19 protein-coding genes are annotated in these 15,459 nt (G+C 59.9%); 6 read left to right on the forward strand and 13 right to left on the reverse strand.

Annotation, left to right across the window (positions count from 1 at the left end):
- Positions 1 to 90: 90 nt before the first annotated feature.
- From C1X29_RS12330 to C1X29_RS12340, 3 genes are all read right to left on the reverse strand, one after another.
- Positions 91 to 702 carry a Fic family protein gene (locus tag C1X29_RS12330; protein ID WP_085605659.1) on the reverse strand — a complete coding sequence of 204 codons (612 nt, stop codon included), beginning with the start codon at positions 700 to 702 and terminating at the stop codon, positions 91 to 93.
- A complete protein-coding gene (locus C1X29_RS12335; protein ID WP_007956564.1) occupies positions 699 to 869 on the reverse strand; it encodes a YhfG family protein in 171 nt (56 codons plus the stop codon). Before C1X29_RS12335 ends, C1X29_RS12330 begins: the two co-directional genes overlap by 4 nt.
- 113 nt (positions 870 to 982) lie before the next feature.
- Entirely contained in the window at positions 983 to 1,717 is a 735-nt protein-coding gene (locus C1X29_RS12340; RefSeq protein WP_102717547.1) for a thioredoxin family protein, read from the reverse strand.
- Between the two features lie 177 nt (positions 1,718 to 1,894).
- Here C1X29_RS12340 and C1X29_RS12345 point away from each other — a divergent pair, with 177 nt between their 5' ends.
- Entirely contained in the window at positions 1,895 to 2,287 is a 393-nt protein-coding gene (locus C1X29_RS12345; protein ID WP_102686001.1) for a transcriptional regulator, read from the forward strand.
- Positions 2,288 to 2,348: 61 nt separating this feature from the next.
- On the opposite strand, the gene C1X29_RS12350 is transcribed toward C1X29_RS12345, so the two are convergent.
- From C1X29_RS12350 to C1X29_RS12360, 3 genes are all read right to left on the reverse strand, one after another.
- Positions 2,349 to 3,218 carry a DUF6279 family lipoprotein gene (locus C1X29_RS12350; RefSeq protein ID WP_085747176.1) on the reverse strand — a complete coding sequence of 290 codons (870 nt, stop codon included), beginning with the start codon at positions 3,216 to 3,218 and terminating at the stop codon, positions 2,349 to 2,351.
- Positions 3,219 to 3,295: 77 nt separating this feature from the next.
- Entirely contained in the window at positions 3,296 to 4,012 is a 717-nt protein-coding gene (locus C1X29_RS12355; protein WP_085747175.1) for a TorF family putative porin, read from the reverse strand.
- A gap of 217 nt (positions 4,013 to 4,229) precedes the next feature.
- A complete protein-coding gene (locus C1X29_RS12360; protein ID WP_016985943.1) occupies positions 4,230 to 4,418 on the reverse strand; it encodes a hypothetical protein in 189 nt (62 codons plus the stop codon).
- 351 nt (positions 4,419 to 4,769) lie between these two features.
- Between C1X29_RS12360 and C1X29_RS12365 the strand changes: the two genes are divergently transcribed.
- The 3 genes from C1X29_RS12365 (at position 4,770) to C1X29_RS12375 (ending at position 7,214) form a co-directional block, all read left to right on the forward strand.
- Positions 4,770 to 5,606, forward strand: a complete 837-nt coding sequence (locus C1X29_RS12365) for a S1 RNA-binding domain-containing protein (protein ID WP_085747174.1) — start codon at positions 4,770 to 4,772, stop codon at positions 5,604 to 5,606.
- 45 nt (positions 5,607 to 5,651) lie between these two features.
- Positions 5,652 to 6,056, forward strand: a complete 405-nt coding sequence (locus C1X29_RS12370; protein WP_085747173.1) for a DUF2177 family protein — start codon at positions 5,652 to 5,654, stop codon at positions 6,054 to 6,056.
- A 225-nt stretch (positions 6,057 to 6,281) separates the two neighbouring features.
- Complete coding sequence (locus C1X29_RS12375) at positions 6,282 to 7,214, forward strand: DMT family transporter (protein ID WP_102717548.1); 933 nt, start codon at positions 6,282 to 6,284, stop codon at positions 7,212 to 7,214.
- Here C1X29_RS12375 and C1X29_RS12380 read toward each other — a convergent pair.
- Entirely contained in the window at positions 7,159 to 8,340 is a 1,182-nt protein-coding gene (locus C1X29_RS12380; protein ID WP_102717549.1) for an MFS transporter, read from the reverse strand. The genes C1X29_RS12375 and C1X29_RS12380 overlap by 56 nt on opposite strands.
- A gap of 104 nt (positions 8,341 to 8,444) precedes the next feature.
- On the opposite strand from C1X29_RS12380, the gene C1X29_RS12385 reads away from it, so the two are divergent.
- The gene (locus C1X29_RS12385; protein ID WP_102717550.1) at positions 8,445 to 9,338 is read left to right on the forward strand and encodes a LysR family transcriptional regulator; all 894 of its coding nucleotides are present in this window, start codon (positions 8,445 to 8,447) and stop codon (positions 9,336 to 9,338) included.
- 142 nt (positions 9,339 to 9,480) lie between these two features.
- Positions 9,481 to 9,609: a PA1414 family protein gene (locus C1X29_RS29680; protein ID WP_003184145.1), complete on the forward strand. Its 129-nt coding sequence runs from the start codon at positions 9,481 to 9,483 to the stop codon at positions 9,607 to 9,609.
- Positions 9,610 to 9,703: 94 nt separating this feature from the next.
- On the opposite strand, the gene C1X29_RS12390 is transcribed toward C1X29_RS29680, so the two are convergent.
- The 6 genes from C1X29_RS12390 to speB all read right to left on the reverse strand — a co-directional run bounded on the left by C1X29_RS12390 (position 9,704) and on the right by speB (position 15,213).
- Positions 9,704 to 9,952 carry a hypothetical protein gene (locus C1X29_RS12390; protein WP_007956577.1) on the reverse strand — a complete coding sequence of 83 codons (249 nt, stop codon included), beginning with the start codon at positions 9,950 to 9,952 and terminating at the stop codon, positions 9,704 to 9,706.
- 43 nt (positions 9,953 to 9,995) lie between these two features.
- Complete coding sequence (locus C1X29_RS12395; protein ID WP_102717551.1) at positions 9,996 to 10,721, reverse strand: MBL fold metallo-hydrolase; 726 nt, start codon at positions 10,719 to 10,721, stop codon at positions 9,996 to 9,998.
- 82 nt (positions 10,722 to 10,803) lie between these two features.
- Entirely contained in the window at positions 10,804 to 12,183 is a 1,380-nt protein-coding gene (locus tag C1X29_RS12400; RefSeq protein WP_039772536.1) for a sodium:solute symporter, read from the reverse strand.
- A 79-nt stretch (positions 12,184 to 12,262) separates the two neighbouring features.
- Positions 12,263 to 13,774 (reverse strand): cytosine permease, encoded by a 1,512-nt coding sequence (locus C1X29_RS12405; protein ID WP_085747168.1) that lies wholly within the window; start codon positions 13,772 to 13,774, stop codon positions 12,263 to 12,265.
- A gap of 55 nt (positions 13,775 to 13,829) precedes the next feature.
- Positions 13,830 to 14,252: a nuclear transport factor 2 family protein gene (locus C1X29_RS12410; RefSeq protein ID WP_011332982.1), complete on the reverse strand. Its 423-nt coding sequence runs from the start codon at positions 14,250 to 14,252 to the stop codon at positions 13,830 to 13,832.
- Positions 14,253 to 14,262: 10 nt separating this feature from the next.
- On the reverse strand, positions 14,263 to 15,213 hold the full coding sequence (speB, locus tag C1X29_RS12415) for an agmatinase (protein ID WP_007956591.1): 951 nt from the start codon (positions 15,211 to 15,213) through the stop codon (positions 14,263 to 14,265).
- Between the last annotated feature and the right edge of the window lie 246 nt (positions 15,214 to 15,459).

Genomic DNA, 15,459 nt, shown 5'->3' on the forward strand with positions numbered 1-15,459 from the left:
TGGCCTCAGTTCCGGTTAAGGCGGGTTAACCGGTTGAGGGTTCTGGCTAGCGAAAAGTTCACTGCGACTGGCGTTGGGGGGATGCCTTGTTCAAAAGTCGACCTCGGCAATTGAAATGCCTATGCATCGGTTGAATACATCGACAAGAAGATCGTCATCACCGTGGTAGGAGTGAATACATGCCTTGATCCATTCCTCTTGATCGACCATCCCCCAGTCGATGAGATAACCGGCGTTGAAAATGATGTATTCAAACAGGATGCGCTGGGTTCGCCCATTTCCTTCCCTGAACGGGTGAGCCACATTGAGAGTGCCATACGAAGCGGCGACTGCTGAAACCAGTTGTTGACGGGAAAACCCTTCAAACCACCCAGCGTCCGCCATTTTCGAAAGTTCTCTTGCGACTTCACGCTCAATGTATTCCGGGCTGCAAAATCGCGTACTGCCTTTACTGATCGCCAGTGTCCGGATTTCGCCAGCCCATGGATAGATCGCTTCAAACAAGGTGCGGTGCACCCGTTTTAACGTTGCAAGGCTGTAGGGAGGAGGAATGAATTCCAAACGCGCAGAGGCGACTTCATTGATGTAGCGTTCTGCTTCATCCAGGTCTTCGGCGTTGCGTAAATCGAGCAAATTGACAAGAACGTCAGTGCCCGGATAACAATCCGGGGCTTGGTCAGAACCGTATTTATCGTTGCTCAAGCTTTCAAGAGCTGGACCGCTCTCAAGGCAGCGGCCCTGGTGGGAAGTTTGATATCGCCATCAGTCGGAGATGGAACAAAGCCTTCCAGGCGCAGACTGGCCGCGAAATTGGCTCTGCGTTGCTTCGCGAACCAGGCTTTCTTGGTTTGCAGACTCAGCTTTTCCATATCGGCCTCTTGATGCGGGAATGTGCCAATTATAGTCGAACGAAGCCGTGACGGCTCGTTCGACCTAGCATCGCACATCCTGCGGCACCATTGAACCCGTTCACGCTGACGGGCTACCCATCATGGCAGCAACTGGATTTTGCGACGCCGTCATAGCGGTCATGGTGCCGCACCCACTCCATGATCTCGTCCTCGTTCCGGCCCTTGGGCGTGAGGTCGAGGTAGTTGTAGGCACCGACCAGCAAGTCCAGGCCTCGCGCGTAGGTTGAGTAAGTGTGGAAAATCTCGCCGTTGTCGGCGCGATAGAACACGCTGAGCCCGGGCATTTCTTCCTCGGCGCTGTCGGTCTTTTCGTAGTTGTACGTAGCTTTGCCAGCGTCGACATCCTTAGCACGGGCGCACACGCCGAAGTCGTAGTTGAAATCGCAACCGTCCGACGACACCCAGTCGAATGCCCAGCCCATCCGCCGCTTGAAGGCCTGGAATTCGGCGAACGGTGCGTGGGACACCGCCACCAGCGCAATGTCGTGATGGGCCAGGTGTAGATTGGCGCCATCAATGTGATCGCTGAGGAATGAACAGCCCGGGCAGCCTTCCTCCCAGCCCTTGGCGAACATGAAGTGGTAAACGACGAGTTGGCTGTGGTTACCGAACAAATCGGCGAGTTTCAATTCGCCGTTCGGCCCCATGAAGCGGTAATCCTTGTCGACCTTCACCCAGGGCAGGGCGCGGCGTTTGGCGCTGAGGCGGTCTCGCTCCCTGGTGAAGGCCTTTTCATCGGCCAGATGCTGCTTGCGGGCGGCGAGCCATTCTTCGCGCGACACCACCGGATGATTCTCAACGTTCATGATGATTTCTCCTGCGGGGGTTGAAACCGTCTGTCTCAGACTAGTCGTTCAACCACCCGGGAAATCGACAGACCGCCGGTCGGTCGGGGCGCCGAATAATCCTGAACGGTGGCGCAGCGCTCCGGTCACAACCTGTGAACGCGCCAAAAAATCACGCGCACCGGAGGTTGAATCAGGATGACGACTTATAACTGGGATTTGATTGAACGCCTGCTGCATGAAGTGCAGAACGGCGCGGGCCACAGCTTTGCGCCACGGTCTTTCGCCGAAGACTATGCGGCGGAAAAAGCGGCGGCGGGCCAGCCGATCGAGAATCTGGATCACCTGAAAACGCTTGCCTGCGACTATGAGCAACTGCTGCTGTTGCGCGGTTACATCCAGCCCCGTGGCGAAGACGAGGGCAGCACCGGCAACAACTTCAGCCTGACCCCGCGCGGCTCCAGTCTGTTGAGCCTGATCGACAGCAGCATTCCCGGCAATGATCATCCGCGCGAAGTGCTGGATGATCAGGAAGACGCGCTGGATGAGCTGACGTTCGATGAGGTAGCTTCCAAAGCGCAGATCGCCTGAGGTTTGCACAAAAAAATGTGGGAGCGAACGTGCTCGCTCCCACATGGGTTTCGCAGTGGTCTCAGCTTTTTTGTGCGGCCTTCAGGCACTTCAAATCATTGAAGTCCTTGCGCACTCCCTCGATCTTTTTCAACAGGCGCTGGCGCTGCTGCGGCGTACTGTCGGCCATCAGATCGACGAACAGCGAACGGGCCTGCGCCTCGGTATTGGCGTAGGCCTTTTGGTAATCCGCTGTCCATAACCGCTCGCGATTGACCAGAAGCGTCTCGATCCGTTGTGGGAATTCAGGACTGTTGCGTTGCGCCACCGCCGCGCTGAACTGCTTTTGCCAGTGGGCGCGGTTGGCGATCCACTGGGTGTTCTGATCACCTAGGGCGGTCGACCAGGCCATCACCCGCTGTTCCTGCTTGGCGCTCAACGGGCCGAGCCAGTCGTTGAGACGCTTGTCCATGCGCGCGCCACGTTCGGCAATCTGCTGCGACAGCGGAGGCTTGAGGTATTCCTGCTGGCGCTTTTGCAGGTCTTTGGCAAAGGCGTCGTTCATTTCAGCGACCTGCCGATCATCCAGGCCTTGCAGCAATTCAATCGCCGACGGGGTGATTTCCCGGGCGGTTTCGGCGATTGCCTGCTTGGCCTCTGCGGTGCGGGCCTGAAGTGCGGCGTCGGTGACCTGATTGGTCTCGACCATGGTTTGCAGGCGATCCAGCCAGTCCAGATAACCCGGTAACTGCGTGGTGCAGTGCCAGCTCAGGTGTTCCCTGAGGCGTTCGTTGAACCAGCCTTTCTGCTCGCCGTTCATGTCCAGGTAGTCGCTGAGCGTCCACGGAATGATCACATCGAGATTGCGATAGGCCAGGCCGACACGGCTGCAAGCGCCGAGGGCGAGGGTCAGGATCAGTAGAACGGCGAGGCGTTGGAACCAGCTAGACATGGGCGAATCCTTGCGAAAGCCAGCCTTGAGGGTCTGATTCTAATCTGAACACAGGAGGGGCCCGGCAGTTCAGCCAATCAATAGAACGCGCGTTCGGCCTTGAGTGTGACCAGTCCGTCGCACTGACTGTTATGCCCGGAATAGGCCGAGCAATCGCTGCCGCTGAGGCTCGAATTGCTGTAGATCAGGTCGAGGTCGATGCCCATGAACGGCCGGGAAAATTTCACCGACCAATCGGTAAAACTGCTGACATAACCCCCGTCCACCGAGACCGGCGTGTTGAGCTGATGGGTGGTGTATTTCATGCTGATCCCGATGCCGAACGGCTGATTGCCGCCCAGGTCGGCAAACAGGGTGTTGTTCTGTTTATCCGGGTCGTTGCTCAGGGCGATGCCGATCCGGCTGCCCAGCAGCGTCAGGCCACCGAACAGTTCCTGGCTGTCGAGGGTGTCGACCTTGGGATAGCTGTAATGGATCATCCCGACTTCGTAGCCGAGGGTCTGATCGAAAGGTTGTTTAAAGCCGACGTAGGAATCGATTTCGAGATTCTTCCCCGGCGTGAGGCCCATGCTCGGTGCGTACTGACCGACATACAGGCCGCTGTCGTGACTCAAGTCCAGGCCGCCGTGGAACGAGCCGACCGCCGAAGGCTTGACCAGCCCCTGGGCCATGCTGCGGCTGGGCGTGGTGCCGAGCTTGAGGTCGAAGTCACCGAGCTCACGCTGGAAAATTTGCGCGTGCGCCACCGGGCTCGCCAGCAGGCCTACAAGCAATAAACAGGAAGATTTGAGCATGCGTCACTCCTTGAGCAGCGAGCGCAGGTGCGACAAACCTGCTGAAACGCTTGATCCAGACGCGTGCAAGGATACCGGCGAATGATCGGCATTGAGGGCCGTTCGTCGATTTCTGCTGTTTTGAATGTTTGGTTAAACGCGAGAGAGGTTTTGTGAGGGATCCGGTCCAGACGCTTCGAAGCTCAAAGCGCCTTTGGACAGGTGTGCTGCGGGGGTGTTACTTCTTGCCCAGGCTGATCTGCTTGGACGGGCCGAACGTCTGGCCGCTGACGCCCTTGGCAATTTGCTGGATCTCGCCGCCGGACTTGAGGAATGCCGCGATCTGATCGTTGATCGATTCGCTGGTTTCAACGGCTGGAGCTGGCTTTGCTTTGCTGGTGGATGCTTTTACACGCATGGCGGCCATTAACCTGTAGAAAAGTAACTCGGCCAGGCATCGTACAGGAATAACTTGACAATTGCTTGGTAAATATCCCTCGGAATAACCCAGCGTGCAGGTGGATTATTCTCGATTAATTATTCGAAATATCCTGCTAACCTGCTGTTTTAAATAACAACATTTATTCGATTTGAGGATGCTGGCCGGCCTCGGGATCAGGCAAAAGCCGTCACGCTGGCCTGACGAGTGGCGCGCGTGCGGCGCGAAATCCAGGAAAATCAAGGCCTCCCGCAGATTTTCACTCGGCCGTCCGATCTGGCGACCGACGAACCCGGCAAAACCGGGTAGAATGCCGCCCACGCAATGAGGGTATTGGAAATGGCTTTAGTCGGGCGTTACAACAGTTTGCAAGTGGTTAAACACACTAACTTCGGTTTATATCTGGACGGCGGTGCCGACGGCGAAATTCTTTTGCCCAACCGTTATATTCCTAAAGATATTCCCAGCGAAGATGAAGACTGGCTCAATGTTTTCATTTATCTGGACAGTGACGACAAACTTATTGCCACCACTGAAAAACCAAAAGTTCAGGTCGGTGAATTTGCCAGTTTGAAAGTTGTTGAAGTCAACAGCATCGGCGTGTTCCTCGACTGGGGCCTGCCGAAGGATCTGCTGCTGCCTTACTCCGAAGAAAAACGCCAGATGACCGCCGGCGAGTACTGCGTGGTGCATGTCTACCTCGACAAGCACACCCGCCGCATCACCGCGACCGCGCGCCTGGATCGTTATCTGGACAAGACTCCGGCCAACTACAGCGTGGGCCAGGAAGTTGATCTGCTGGTGGCCGAATCCACCGACATGGGTTTCAAGGCCGTCATCAACAACAAGCACTGGGGTTTGATTCACAAGAATGAAATCTTCAAGTTCATGCGTTCCGGCATGCGCGAGAAAGGCTTCATCAAGGAAGTGCGCGCCGACGGCAAGATCAGCCTGAGCCTGCAACCGGTGGGGCAGGAAGCAGCCAGCAGCCTGAACTCGAAGATCCTCTCCAAGTTGCGCGAAAACGATGGCACCCTGGCCGTCAGCGACAAGAGCGACCCGGCGCTGATCAGCAGCCTGTTCGGTGTCAGCAAGGGCAACTTCAAGAAGGCCATCGGTTCGTTGTACAAGGAAGGCAAGATCGTCATTCACGCCGATCGCATTGAACTAACCTGAGCCTGACGTGGCCCATGTTGCATGGGCTTACTTGAGGTCGGGCAGATGAAAAAACCACTGATTGCCTACGTCGCCACGCTGCTGACGTTTCTTCTGCTCGACGGCGTCTGGCTTGGCGTGCTGATGGCGCCGACCTATCGCGAACTGCTCGGTTCGCTGATGCTCGAAAAACCGTTGCTGGTGCCAGCAGCGGTTTTTTATTGCCTGTATGTTTTCGGCTGTGTGGTGTTCGTGGTGTTGCCGTCGCTGACCTGGCAACGCGCCGCCCGGATGGGAGCGCTGCTCGGGCTGGTCGCTTATGGCACCTATGACCTGACCAACTGGGCGACATTGCGCGGCTGGTCGGCGCAGGTGTCGCTGATGGATTGGGCTTGGGGGACGTTCGCCACGGCGCTGGCCTGTACGGTCGGATTTGTTGTGGCCAGCCGGTTTGGCAGATCAGCTCGTTGATCTTGGTCGCCTGACCTGACGCCATCGCTGGCTTGCCAGCGATTGACGGCGCAGTCGTCAGCCATTCTCCGCTGACGTTGCAGGAGCATGAAATGTCTTTTCCAGACGGCTTTTTCTGGCTGACTGGTTAATAATCCACTCACTACTTTTCGCCCCGGACAAAGAGCCGGGGCTTTGTTTGACCATTGGAAAAACTGCCATGTTGTGTGTGTTAGAGGTGTCGAGGTGAGCGTCAGTAGGCGCAGTGCCGACGGGTTTGCCCTGCAAGTGATGATCGGCCTGTGCCTGATCTGGGGCGTGCAGCAGGTGATGATCAAGTGGGCGGCGACCGACATTGCGCCGGTGATGCAGGCGGCGGGGCGGTCGGGGATATCCGCGTTGCTGGTAGGACTGCTGATCTGCTGGAAGGGCGGCTGGGATCAGGTCGGCGCTACCTGGCGCGGCGGCTTGCTGGCCGGTGCCTTGTTCGGGCTCGAATTCCTGTTCATCTCCGAAGGCTTGCAGTTGACCACCGCCGCGCACATGTCGGTGTTCCTCTATACAGCGCCGATCTTCACCGCGCTGGGCGTGCATTTCCTGTTGCCCAGCGAGCGCTTGCGGCCTGTGCAATGGCTGGGGATCTTCCTCGCATTTGTCGGGATTGCCATTGCGTTTGCCGGCGGGGTGTCGTGGGACAACCTCGATCACCGCATGCTGATGGGGGATGCCCTCGGCGTGCTGGCCGGTGCCAGTTGGGGCGCGACCACCGTGGTGGTACGCGCCTCGCGCCTGTCCGAGGCGCCGGTGACCCTGACCCTGTTCTATCAACTGATCGTCGGTTTCATCGGCCTGTTGCTGATCGCGCTGCTCAGCGGCCAGATCACCCACGTCAGTCTGACCGTCGTGGCCGTGGGCAGTGTGCTGTTCCAGGGGCTGGTGGTGTCGTTCTTCAGTTACCTGACCTGGTTCTGGCTGCTGCGCCGTTATCTGGCGGCCAACCTCGCGGTGTTTTCCTTCATGACACCGTTGTTCGGCGTCACGTTCGGCGTGGTGCTGCTCGGCGAAGAACTGAGCCTGAACTTCATCATCGGCGCCGTGCTGGTGTTGCTCGGCATCACCTTCGTCAGCGCGGAACAGTGGGTGCGTCGGCGTTTGCGCAAAGCCCTCGGTCAGCCGTAACCGATTTGCAGGCCAGACCGCCGGCAATCAGCAGACCGCTGCCGGCAATCACCAGCGCCGGTTGCAGGCCGCCGCTGAAATGGCTGCTGACCGCCGCCAGCAACGGCCCGCTGAGTTGACCGACGGCGAAGCATGCGGTGAGCAGGCCGGCGTTGCGCTGGGTGGCGTGGGGCGCCAGTTCCCGGGAGCGTTGCATCACCAGTTGCATGCAGGCCAGAAACGGCGTGCCGCAGAGGATCACGCCCAATGCCAGGCCGAGGCCGCTGCCCAGCAGGCAAGCGAACACCCCGGCAGCCTGCAACCATAGCGTCGCCATCAACCAGTGCCGGGTGGTTTGCGGATCGTGCCGACGCAAACTTACCAGCAAAACGCCAATTGCGGCACCGAGGCCAAAGCACGGCCAGAACAGATCGGCCTGCCACTGCCCGTGAAACTGCGCGTTGGCCATCTGCGACAGGAACGTGGCCGGGATGATGTAGCCCACGCCATACAAGGCATACACCACCGCCAAGCGCCCAATGCCACGATTTGATGAACTCACGGCAACCGGCACGACCGGCACACCGCCGCCCGGTTGCGGCAGGATCCGCACGATTCCCAGCAACATCACCAGCGCCACGGCGGCATAGATCAGCCACAGAGTCGCGGAAGTCTGCTGCGCCAGATGTGAGAACAGCGCCAGCAATCCCGTCAGAAAAATCCCCAGCCCCGGCCCGGCAAAGACCAGCGCGCCCAATCGCGGACGACCCGCCGCCGCAGCCAGCGGCTGACTCAACGCAGTAATCATCACCAGCACCCAGGCACTCGCCACACCGGTACCGAAGCGCAGCAACAAATGCGACCAGAAACCGTTGGCCCAGAACGATGCCAGCGTCAGCAACACACACAACCACAGACCGCCGTGCAGGCGCCGCTGTACTTGATCCGGCCGGCGGGAAAACATCGCATCCACCGCGCCGAGCAGGTAACCGAGGTAGTTGGCCGCCGCAATCAGACCGGCGGCAGTCAGGTCGATCTGCCCTTCACTGAGCAGGTGCGGCAGCTGCGGGGTGAGGGCGAAACGCCCGATGCCCATGGCCATCATCAGGGCAATGAAACAGGCGGATAAGCGAATCAGCGGTGACATGGTCTGAATTCCGTTGGAGGTTCAATGACCGTCAGGCTAGGACTGATTGACTTTCTTTAAAATTGAATAATAGTGAGTAACTTGTTCTGTTCAGGAGAAAGGTTGTGGAGTTCAGCCAATTGCGGATCTTCCAGGCCGTGGCAGAGGAGGGCTCGATCACCCGCGCCGCCGAACGTTTGCACCGCGTGCCGTCGAACCTGTCGACCCGGCTCAAACAGCTGGAGGAGCAACTGGGTGTCGAACTGTTCGTCCGTGAGCGTCAGCGTTTGCAGTTGTCGCCTGCGGGAAAAGTCCTGCTGGACTACACCGGCAAACTGTTCGCCCTTCGCGATCAGGCGAGTGCAGCGGTGATGGGCGGGCAACCGGCGGGAGATTTCGTGCTCGGCACGCTGTACAGCACGGCGGCGATCCATTTGCCGGCGCTGCTGGCGCGGTATCACAAGCAATATCCGGCGGTGAATCTTCAGGTGCAGTCCGGGCCCAGCGGTGAATTGCTCGAAGGCCTGCTCACCGGGCGTCTCGACGCGGCGCTGGTGGACGGCCCGCCGCAATTGGCCGGGATCGACGGTGTGCCACTGTGCAACGAACGGCTGGTGCTGATCAGCGAGGCCGATCACCCGCCGATACACAGCGCCAGGGATGTCGAAGGTCGGGCGGTATTCACCTTTCGCCATGGCTGCGCCTATCGTGCGCGGCTGGAAGCGTGGTTTGCCCACTATCAGGCGGCGATGGGGAGGGCGATGGAGATCGAGTCCTATCAGGGCATGCTCGCCTGCGTGATTGCCGGCAGTGGTGTGGCGCTGATGTCGGAGTCGATGCTCGCAAGCCTGCCGGGGCGCGAAAGCGTGGCGGTGCACCCGCTGGCCGAGCCTTTTGCCAGTGCGACAACATGGCTCATGTGGCGGCGGGGCATGGTCGGTGCCAACCTCAATGCCTGGATCGAACAGCAGCAGGCGCTCTATCCCGTGGCTGGCGAAGACGTGCGGGAAACGGCTTGAACGAACGGTCAGGGATTTGGATCAATTCAGTAACAGATCATTGCGGATTTGGCCGAGCATTGCGTAGGACTTCGGACTATTATCAGTGCGAAGCGGCCTCAGAATTCCGGACGCTCAGCACCACCCTGAAGGGGGCATGACGATGAAAGAGAAAATTCAAAACTGGCTGCACGATTTGGGTGTTGCCCTCGGCTTGATCGAACCGCCTCTGCAACCGGTCCCGATTCGCACCGATGACGAACAGCGTCGGCGTCAGCCACGTCGGCGGTAATGCCCCGCTTTGAAGGATCAAAGGATTTAAACGACAAAAGATCGCACCCGGCTGTCGCTCCATTGGAGTGGCGGGCGGGTGCGATCTTTTGTTTTCAGTGACGCCCGATTTCCATCAGAAACCGGCTCAGGTCATTCGCGGTCTTCGCGGTCTTGAGCATCCGGTCCTCTTCGGCGGTGAAGGCCGTCAGGCCGAATTCATCTTCCAGATGGAAGATCAGATCCTCGATATCCGCTTTTTCCAGCCCCAGCTGCGCGAGGCTGGTGTTGTCGTCGAATTCACGATTTTCCAGCAGGCGCAGGATGAACCGGTGCACGGCAGCACGCACGGCAGCTCTTCTCATGGCAGATCTTTGTGTTGTTAGTCTGACTGAAGTACAGCAGGCCTCAGGCGTGGCGGCGCAACCATTCGTCAATCATCCCGTGCAGATGCTCTGCGGAAAAACTGCCGAAGTGACCGCCATGCACGGTGCGAATCTTCAGAGCCTGTAAGCGGCGCAGGCTGGCGGCGTAGTCGTCGAGGTTGGAATGGTAGGCGTCTTCGATCAACGGCCCGTCGTAAATGATGTCGCCGCTGAACAGGGTTTCGCTGGCCGCTTCGTAGAGGCTGATCCCGCCCGGTGAATGGCCCGGCGTGTGCAGCACCTGCAACGCGCGGTTGCCCAGGTCCAGCACATCGCCATCCTCGACAAAACCGGTGGCCGGCGCAGCCTTGACCCGGTATTCGGCGTAGCACAACGGGCAATCCGGGTGCGCTTCGAACATGTCGTCGCCGACGAAGGCCCGGCTCAGATCATTCTCACCATCCGGCGCCGCCAGAATGTCCGCCTCGGCCGGATGTACCAGCCGTTCGGCAAATTCGTGATGTCCGGCAATGTGATCGAAATGGCAATGACTGGCTACTGCCACCAGCGGCCGCTCGGTCAGCCACGGCAGTTGCTCGCGCAGGCTGACCAGCCCGGAACCGCTGTCGAGCAGCAGATCCTTGTCCCGCCCCTGAATGTGCCAGAGGTTGCAGCGATAGAACGGGCGGATGAACGGCTCGTGAATCAGCCGAATGCCGTCGCTCAGGGTTTGCACTTCGAACCACTGATCGCGAGAAACAATCTTCATCAAGCATTTTCTCCAGACGAAAAAAACGGGTGTGGCAACCGACGCCACACCCGCCGAAGAAAGTTGTTGCTACGGCTTCAGCTTAGATCGCGCTGGCCACCACGTTTGGGCGACGCGACATCAGGCTGACCACCACAAAACTCACCAGACCCACAGCCAGGCTGTAGTAGATCGGCGTGTTGGCATCCAGACCATCCTTGAACATGAACAGCAGGGCGGTGGCGAAACCCAGGCCCATGCTGGCGATGGCGCCGGCAGTGGTCGCGCGTTTCCAGAAGATCGCACCGATCAGCGGGATCAGCATGCCGCCCACCAACAGGTTGTAAGCGAGGGTCAGAGCGCTGATCACGTCGTTCACAACCAGAGCAATACCCAGCACCACGACACCGGTCAGCAGGGTGAACAGACGGTTCACACCCAGGCTCGACTGTTTGCCGCCACGCAGTTTCGGCAGCAGATCTTCGGTCAGGGTGGTGGCAGCGGCGAGCAGGCCGGCGCTGGCGGTGGACATCATCGCGGCCAGGGCAGCGGCGATCACCAGACCACGGATGCCGTCCGGCAGCGACAGTTTGACGATCGCGGCAAAGGCGTTGTTGACGTTGTCCAGATCCGGGATCAGCACATGTGCAGCCATGCCGATCAAGGCACAGGCCAGACCGTAGAGGATGCAGTAGATGCCCGCGAAGCTACCGGCGTACTGAGCGACTTTTTCGTTCTTGACGGTGAACACCCGTTGCCAGATGTCCTGACCGATCAGGATGCCGAAGAAGTAGATCATGAAATAGGTGATGATCGTGTCCCAGCCGATGGTGGTGAAGCTGAAGGCAGTGGCCGGCAGTTTCAGCACCAGTTCATCCCAGCCGCCGACGCGGTACAGGCAGATTGGCAGGAGGATGAACATCAGGCCGACGGTTTTGATGATGAACTGGACGATGTCGGTCAGGGTCAGCGACCACATGCCGCCGATGGCCGAGTAGATCACCACCACGCCACCGCCGAGCAGTACCGAGATCCAGAACGGCAGGCCGAACAGCACTTGCAGCACGGTGCCGATGGCGAGGATCGAGGTCACGCCGATCATCAGCGCGTAGGCCAGCATGATTGCCGCGCTGGCCGAGCGGGCCATCGGGTTGTAGCGTTTTTCCAGGACCTGGGTAACGGTGTAGATCTTCAGTTTCAGCAGCGGCTTGGCCAGGAACAGGTTCAGCGCCACGATGCCGCAACCCAGTGCCGCGCACAGCCAGAAACCGGAAATGCCGTGCACGTAGCCCAGGCGGACGGTACCGACGGTGGACGCGCCACCGAGAACGGTCGCGGCCATGGTGCCCATGTACAGGCTCGGGCCGAGGTTACGCCCGGCGACCAGGAAGTCCTCGTTGGTCTTGGCCTTGCGCATGCCGAAGTAGCCGAGCAAGAGCATGCCGGCGGCGTAGATGAGGACGACGAATAAATCCAAAGCCATGATGGCGTGTCTCCGATTGTCTTTTTTATGGGGTGGAACACTGTGGGAGAAGGCTGACCCCCACAGGCGATTCGTTTATTCAGGCAGCCTGACGCAGCGCCGCTTCAGCCGGCGCATGCGCGCCTTTGCTGCGGGGATCCTTCGGGCCGTAGACCAGCGCCGGTTCCGGGAACAGGCTCAGCAACATCAGGTACATCACCGACGCCAGACCGAGGGTCACCAGCAGGCTGATGTCGATGCCGCCGGCCAGTTCACCCAGCGGGCCGACGAACTGCCCCGGCAGGTTGACGAAGCACAGGCCGACCGCCGCGCTCGGGATCCACGCGCCCAGACCGCGCCAGTTCCAGCCGTGGCTGAACCAGTAGCGTCCGCCTTGCTCGCCGCGCGTGAACACTTGCAGGTCGTCCGGGCAGTAGAAGCCGCGACGCACCACCAGGCCGATGATCATGATCACCATCCACGGGGTGGTGCAGGTGATGATCAGCACGGCGAAGGTCGACACGCTCTGCACCAGGTTCGCCGCGAAGCGCCCGATGAAGATGAAGGCAATCGACAGCACACCGATCAGCAGCGTCGCCTTGACCCGCGACAGCAGGCGCGGGAACACGCTGGACATGTCCAGCCCGGTGCCATACAGCGAGGTGGTGCCGGTGGACATGCCGCCGATCACCGCAATCAGGCACACCGGCAGGAAGAACCAGCTCGGCGACACCGCCAGCAGACCGCCGACGTAGTTGTTGGCCGCGATGTAGTCCGGCGCCTGGATCGCCACGATGGTGGCGGTGGTCAGGCCGAACAGGAACGGGATGAAGGTGGCGATCTGCGAGAGCACCACCGCCGCCATGATCCGCTTGCGCGAGGTCTCACGCGGGATGTAGCGGGCCCAGTCGCCGAGGAACGCGCCGAAGGAAATCGGGTTGCTCATGGCCACCAGCGCGGCGCCGATGAACGCGGCCCAGAAGCCTGGCTGGCCGAGGCTGACGGTGCCGGCGTAGTGCGAATCGAAGGGACCGGCGAAGGCAAAGATGCCCAGCAGGAACAGCAGGCTCGCACTCCACACCGCGACCTTGTTCACCCACAGCAGGAAGCGGAAGCCGTAGATGCACACGGTCAACACCAGAATCGCGAACAGACCGTAGGCCAGGCCCAGGGTCAGGTCGGTTTCCGGCAGGCCGATCAGGCGTTTCGCACCACCGATCAACGCATCCCCCGAACTCCACACCGAGAGCGAGAAGAAGGCGATGGCGGTCAACAGCGACAGGAACGATCCGACGATCCGCCCGTGCACGCCGAAGTGCGCACCGGACGACACGGCATTGTTGGTGCCGTTGAGCGGACCGAACAGGCCCATCGGTGCGAGGATCAGCGAGCCGAGCAGCACGCCCGAGACAATCGCCCAGACGCCCGCCTGGAAGGACAGGCCGAACAGCACCGGGAAACTGCCGAGCACGGCGGTGGCAAAGGTATTCGCGCCGCCAAAGATCATGCGGAACAAGTCCACGGGACCGGCGGTACGTTCGTTGTCCGGGATCTGTTCGACCCCGTGGGTTTCAATCTGCGTAAGGCTTTGGTCTTTGTTGTTGTTATTCATGATCTGCTCCGATCATAAAGGCGCGCTCATCGTGCGTGAGCGTCACCTGTCTTGGCTAAGGGGATGGCAGCCCTTCCGGCATTGCGGACAAATGTTCGTGGCAGGCCAGCCAATGGCCTTGTTGTTCTAGGCTCGACGCTTGTTTCTTGAAAACAATCGTCTCGCGCTCCTGGCTGAAGTGTTGCTCCCCTTGCATGCGCAGCTCGGTGGCCACGTCATGGATGAAAATCGCCACGTCACCCTGCAGGCTTACGAAGGCGTTGCTCGATGTGCAGGACAGCACCTCGAAGCCATCCTCGGCGCGCCAGCTGTCCCACAACGCCTGGTAGGCATCGCGCGACAGCAGGGGCTGTTCGAGGGTGTAGAACACGAAGCTGGCATCGGCGCTGAATGCGCCGAAGTAGGCTTCGCGATCGTTGCGGGCGAAGGCGGACACCAGATCGGCGGCCGCTTTCAGAACCTGATCACGTTCGTTCATGACCCGACCCTCAGCGGTGGACGACGCCCGGCAGTACGCAGAGCATTTCGTACAGCAGGTTGGCGGCCAGCAGCGAGGTGTTGCCGGTGGTGTCATAAGCGGGCGAGACTTCTACCAGATCGCAGCCGATCAGGTCGAGGCCCTGGCAGCCGCGAACGATTTCAATCGCCTGAATGGTCGTCAGACCACCGATTTCCGGAGTGCCGGTGCCAGGCGCCCACGCCGGGTCGATGCCGTCGATGTCGAAGCTCAGGTACACCGGGCCGCCACCGACTTTCTCGCGCACTTCGGCCATCAGCGGTTCCAGCGACTTGTGCCAGCACTCTTCGGCCTGCACCACGCGGAAGCCCTGATCGCGGCTCCAGTTGAAGTCGTCAGCGGTGTAACCCTGCGCACGCAGACCAATCTGCACCACGCGGTCGCAGTCCAGAAGGCCTTCTTCGACGGCGCGACGGAAGGTCGTACCGTGGGCGATCTTCTCGCCGAACATGTGATCGTTGACGTCAGCGTGGGCATCAATGTGTACCAGACCGACCTTGCCGTGCTTTTTGTGGATCGCACGCAGGATCGGCAGGGTGATGGTGTGGTCGCCACCCAGGGTCATCGGGATCACGTTGTGCTCGAGGATGTTGTCGTAGGCTTCTTCGATGATGCGCACGGCGTCGAGCAGGTTGAAGGTGTTGATTGCCACGTCACCGATGTCGGCAACCGACAGCGAGTCGAACGGCGCAGCGCCGGTGGCCATGTTGTACGGGCGGATCATTACCGATTCGGTGCGGATGTCGCGCGGCCCGAAGCGGGTGCCGGGGCGCAGCGAAGTACCGATGTCCAGTGGCACGCCAACGAAGGCAGCGTCCAGGCCGGCAGCGGTCGGTACATGGGGGAGTCGGAGCATGGTGGCGATGCCGCCGAAGCGCGGCATTTCGTTGCCGCCCAGTGGTTGGTGAAGAATCTTGTCCACGGGTAGGGCCTCATCGTCTTTGTTTTATTTATGTCGGCGCACCGTATTCGCAAGGAGCACGGGCACCGCTGTGGGCCGATTCTGCGAAATGTAGTGAGGCGGAAGAATCGCTACGGGCAAATACTTAGTTCAGAAATTTCTAAACTAATGATGTGGGTGGAGATAGACTTTGTGCGCCTTGGGGTTTGTGATCGGCTGAACATCGCTGCCCTCATCGGAACGCCGCCCGCCCAGCCCTCTCCCGGA

Origin of the sequence: Pseudomonas sp. GW456-12-10-14-LB2 (genome assembly GCF_002884345.1) — a bacterium.
Taxonomy (GTDB): domain Bacteria; phylum Pseudomonadota; class Gammaproteobacteria; order Pseudomonadales; family Pseudomonadaceae; genus Aquipseudomonas; species Aquipseudomonas paraglycinae.

What these genes read in the sequence shown, in the direction of transcription:
- C1X29_RS12335 (WP_007956564.1), bottom strand. Translation starts at nt 869, where the DNA reads ATGGAAAAGCTGAGTCTGCAAACCAAGAAAGCCTGGTTCGCGAAGCAA.
- C1X29_RS12340 (WP_102717547.1), bottom strand. Translation starts at nt 1,717, where the DNA reads ATGAACGTTGAGAATCATCCGGTGGTGTCGCGCGAAGAATGGCTCGCC.
- C1X29_RS12345 (WP_102686001.1), top strand. Translation starts at nt 1,895, where the DNA reads ATGACGACTTATAACTGGGATTTGATTGAACGCCTGCTGCATGAAGTG.
- C1X29_RS12350 (WP_085747176.1), bottom strand. Translation starts at nt 3,218, where the DNA reads ATGTCTAGCTGGTTCCAACGCCTCGCCGTTCTACTGATCCTGACCCTC.
- C1X29_RS12355 (WP_085747175.1), bottom strand. Translation starts at nt 4,012, where the DNA reads ATGCTCAAATCTTCCTGTTTATTGCTTGTAGGCCTGCTGGCGAGCCCG.
- C1X29_RS12360 (WP_016985943.1), bottom strand. Translation starts at nt 4,418, where the DNA reads ATGGCCGCCATGCGTGTAAAAGCATCCACCAGCAAAGCAAAGCCAGCT.
- C1X29_RS12365 (WP_085747174.1), top strand. Translation starts at nt 4,770, where the DNA reads ATGGCTTTAGTCGGGCGTTACAACAGTTTGCAAGTGGTTAAACACACT.
- C1X29_RS12370 (WP_085747173.1), top strand. Translation starts at nt 5,652, where the DNA reads ATGAAAAAACCACTGATTGCCTACGTCGCCACGCTGCTGACGTTTCTT.
- C1X29_RS12380 (WP_102717549.1), bottom strand. Translation starts at nt 8,340, where the DNA reads ATGTCACCGCTGATTCGCTTATCCGCCTGTTTCATTGCCCTGATGATG.
- C1X29_RS29680 (WP_003184145.1), top strand. Translation starts at nt 9,481, where the DNA reads ATGAAAGAGAAAATTCAAAACTGGCTGCACGATTTGGGTGTTGCCCTC.
- C1X29_RS12390 (WP_007956577.1), bottom strand. Translation starts at nt 9,952, where the DNA reads ATGAGAAGAGCTGCCGTGCGTGCTGCCGTGCACCGGTTCATCCTGCGC.
- C1X29_RS12395 (WP_102717551.1), bottom strand. Translation starts at nt 10,721, where the DNA reads ATGAAGATTGTTTCTCGCGATCAGTGGTTCGAAGTGCAAACCCTGAGC.
- C1X29_RS12400 (WP_039772536.1), bottom strand. Translation starts at nt 12,183, where the DNA reads ATGGCTTTGGATTTATTCGTCGTCCTCATCTACGCCGCCGGCATGCTC.
- C1X29_RS12405 (WP_085747168.1), bottom strand. Translation starts at nt 13,774, where the DNA reads ATGAATAACAACAACAAAGACCAAAGCCTTACGCAGATTGAAACCCAC.
- C1X29_RS12410 (WP_011332982.1), bottom strand. Translation starts at nt 14,252, where the DNA reads ATGAACGAACGTGATCAGGTTCTGAAAGCGGCCGCCGATCTGGTGTCC.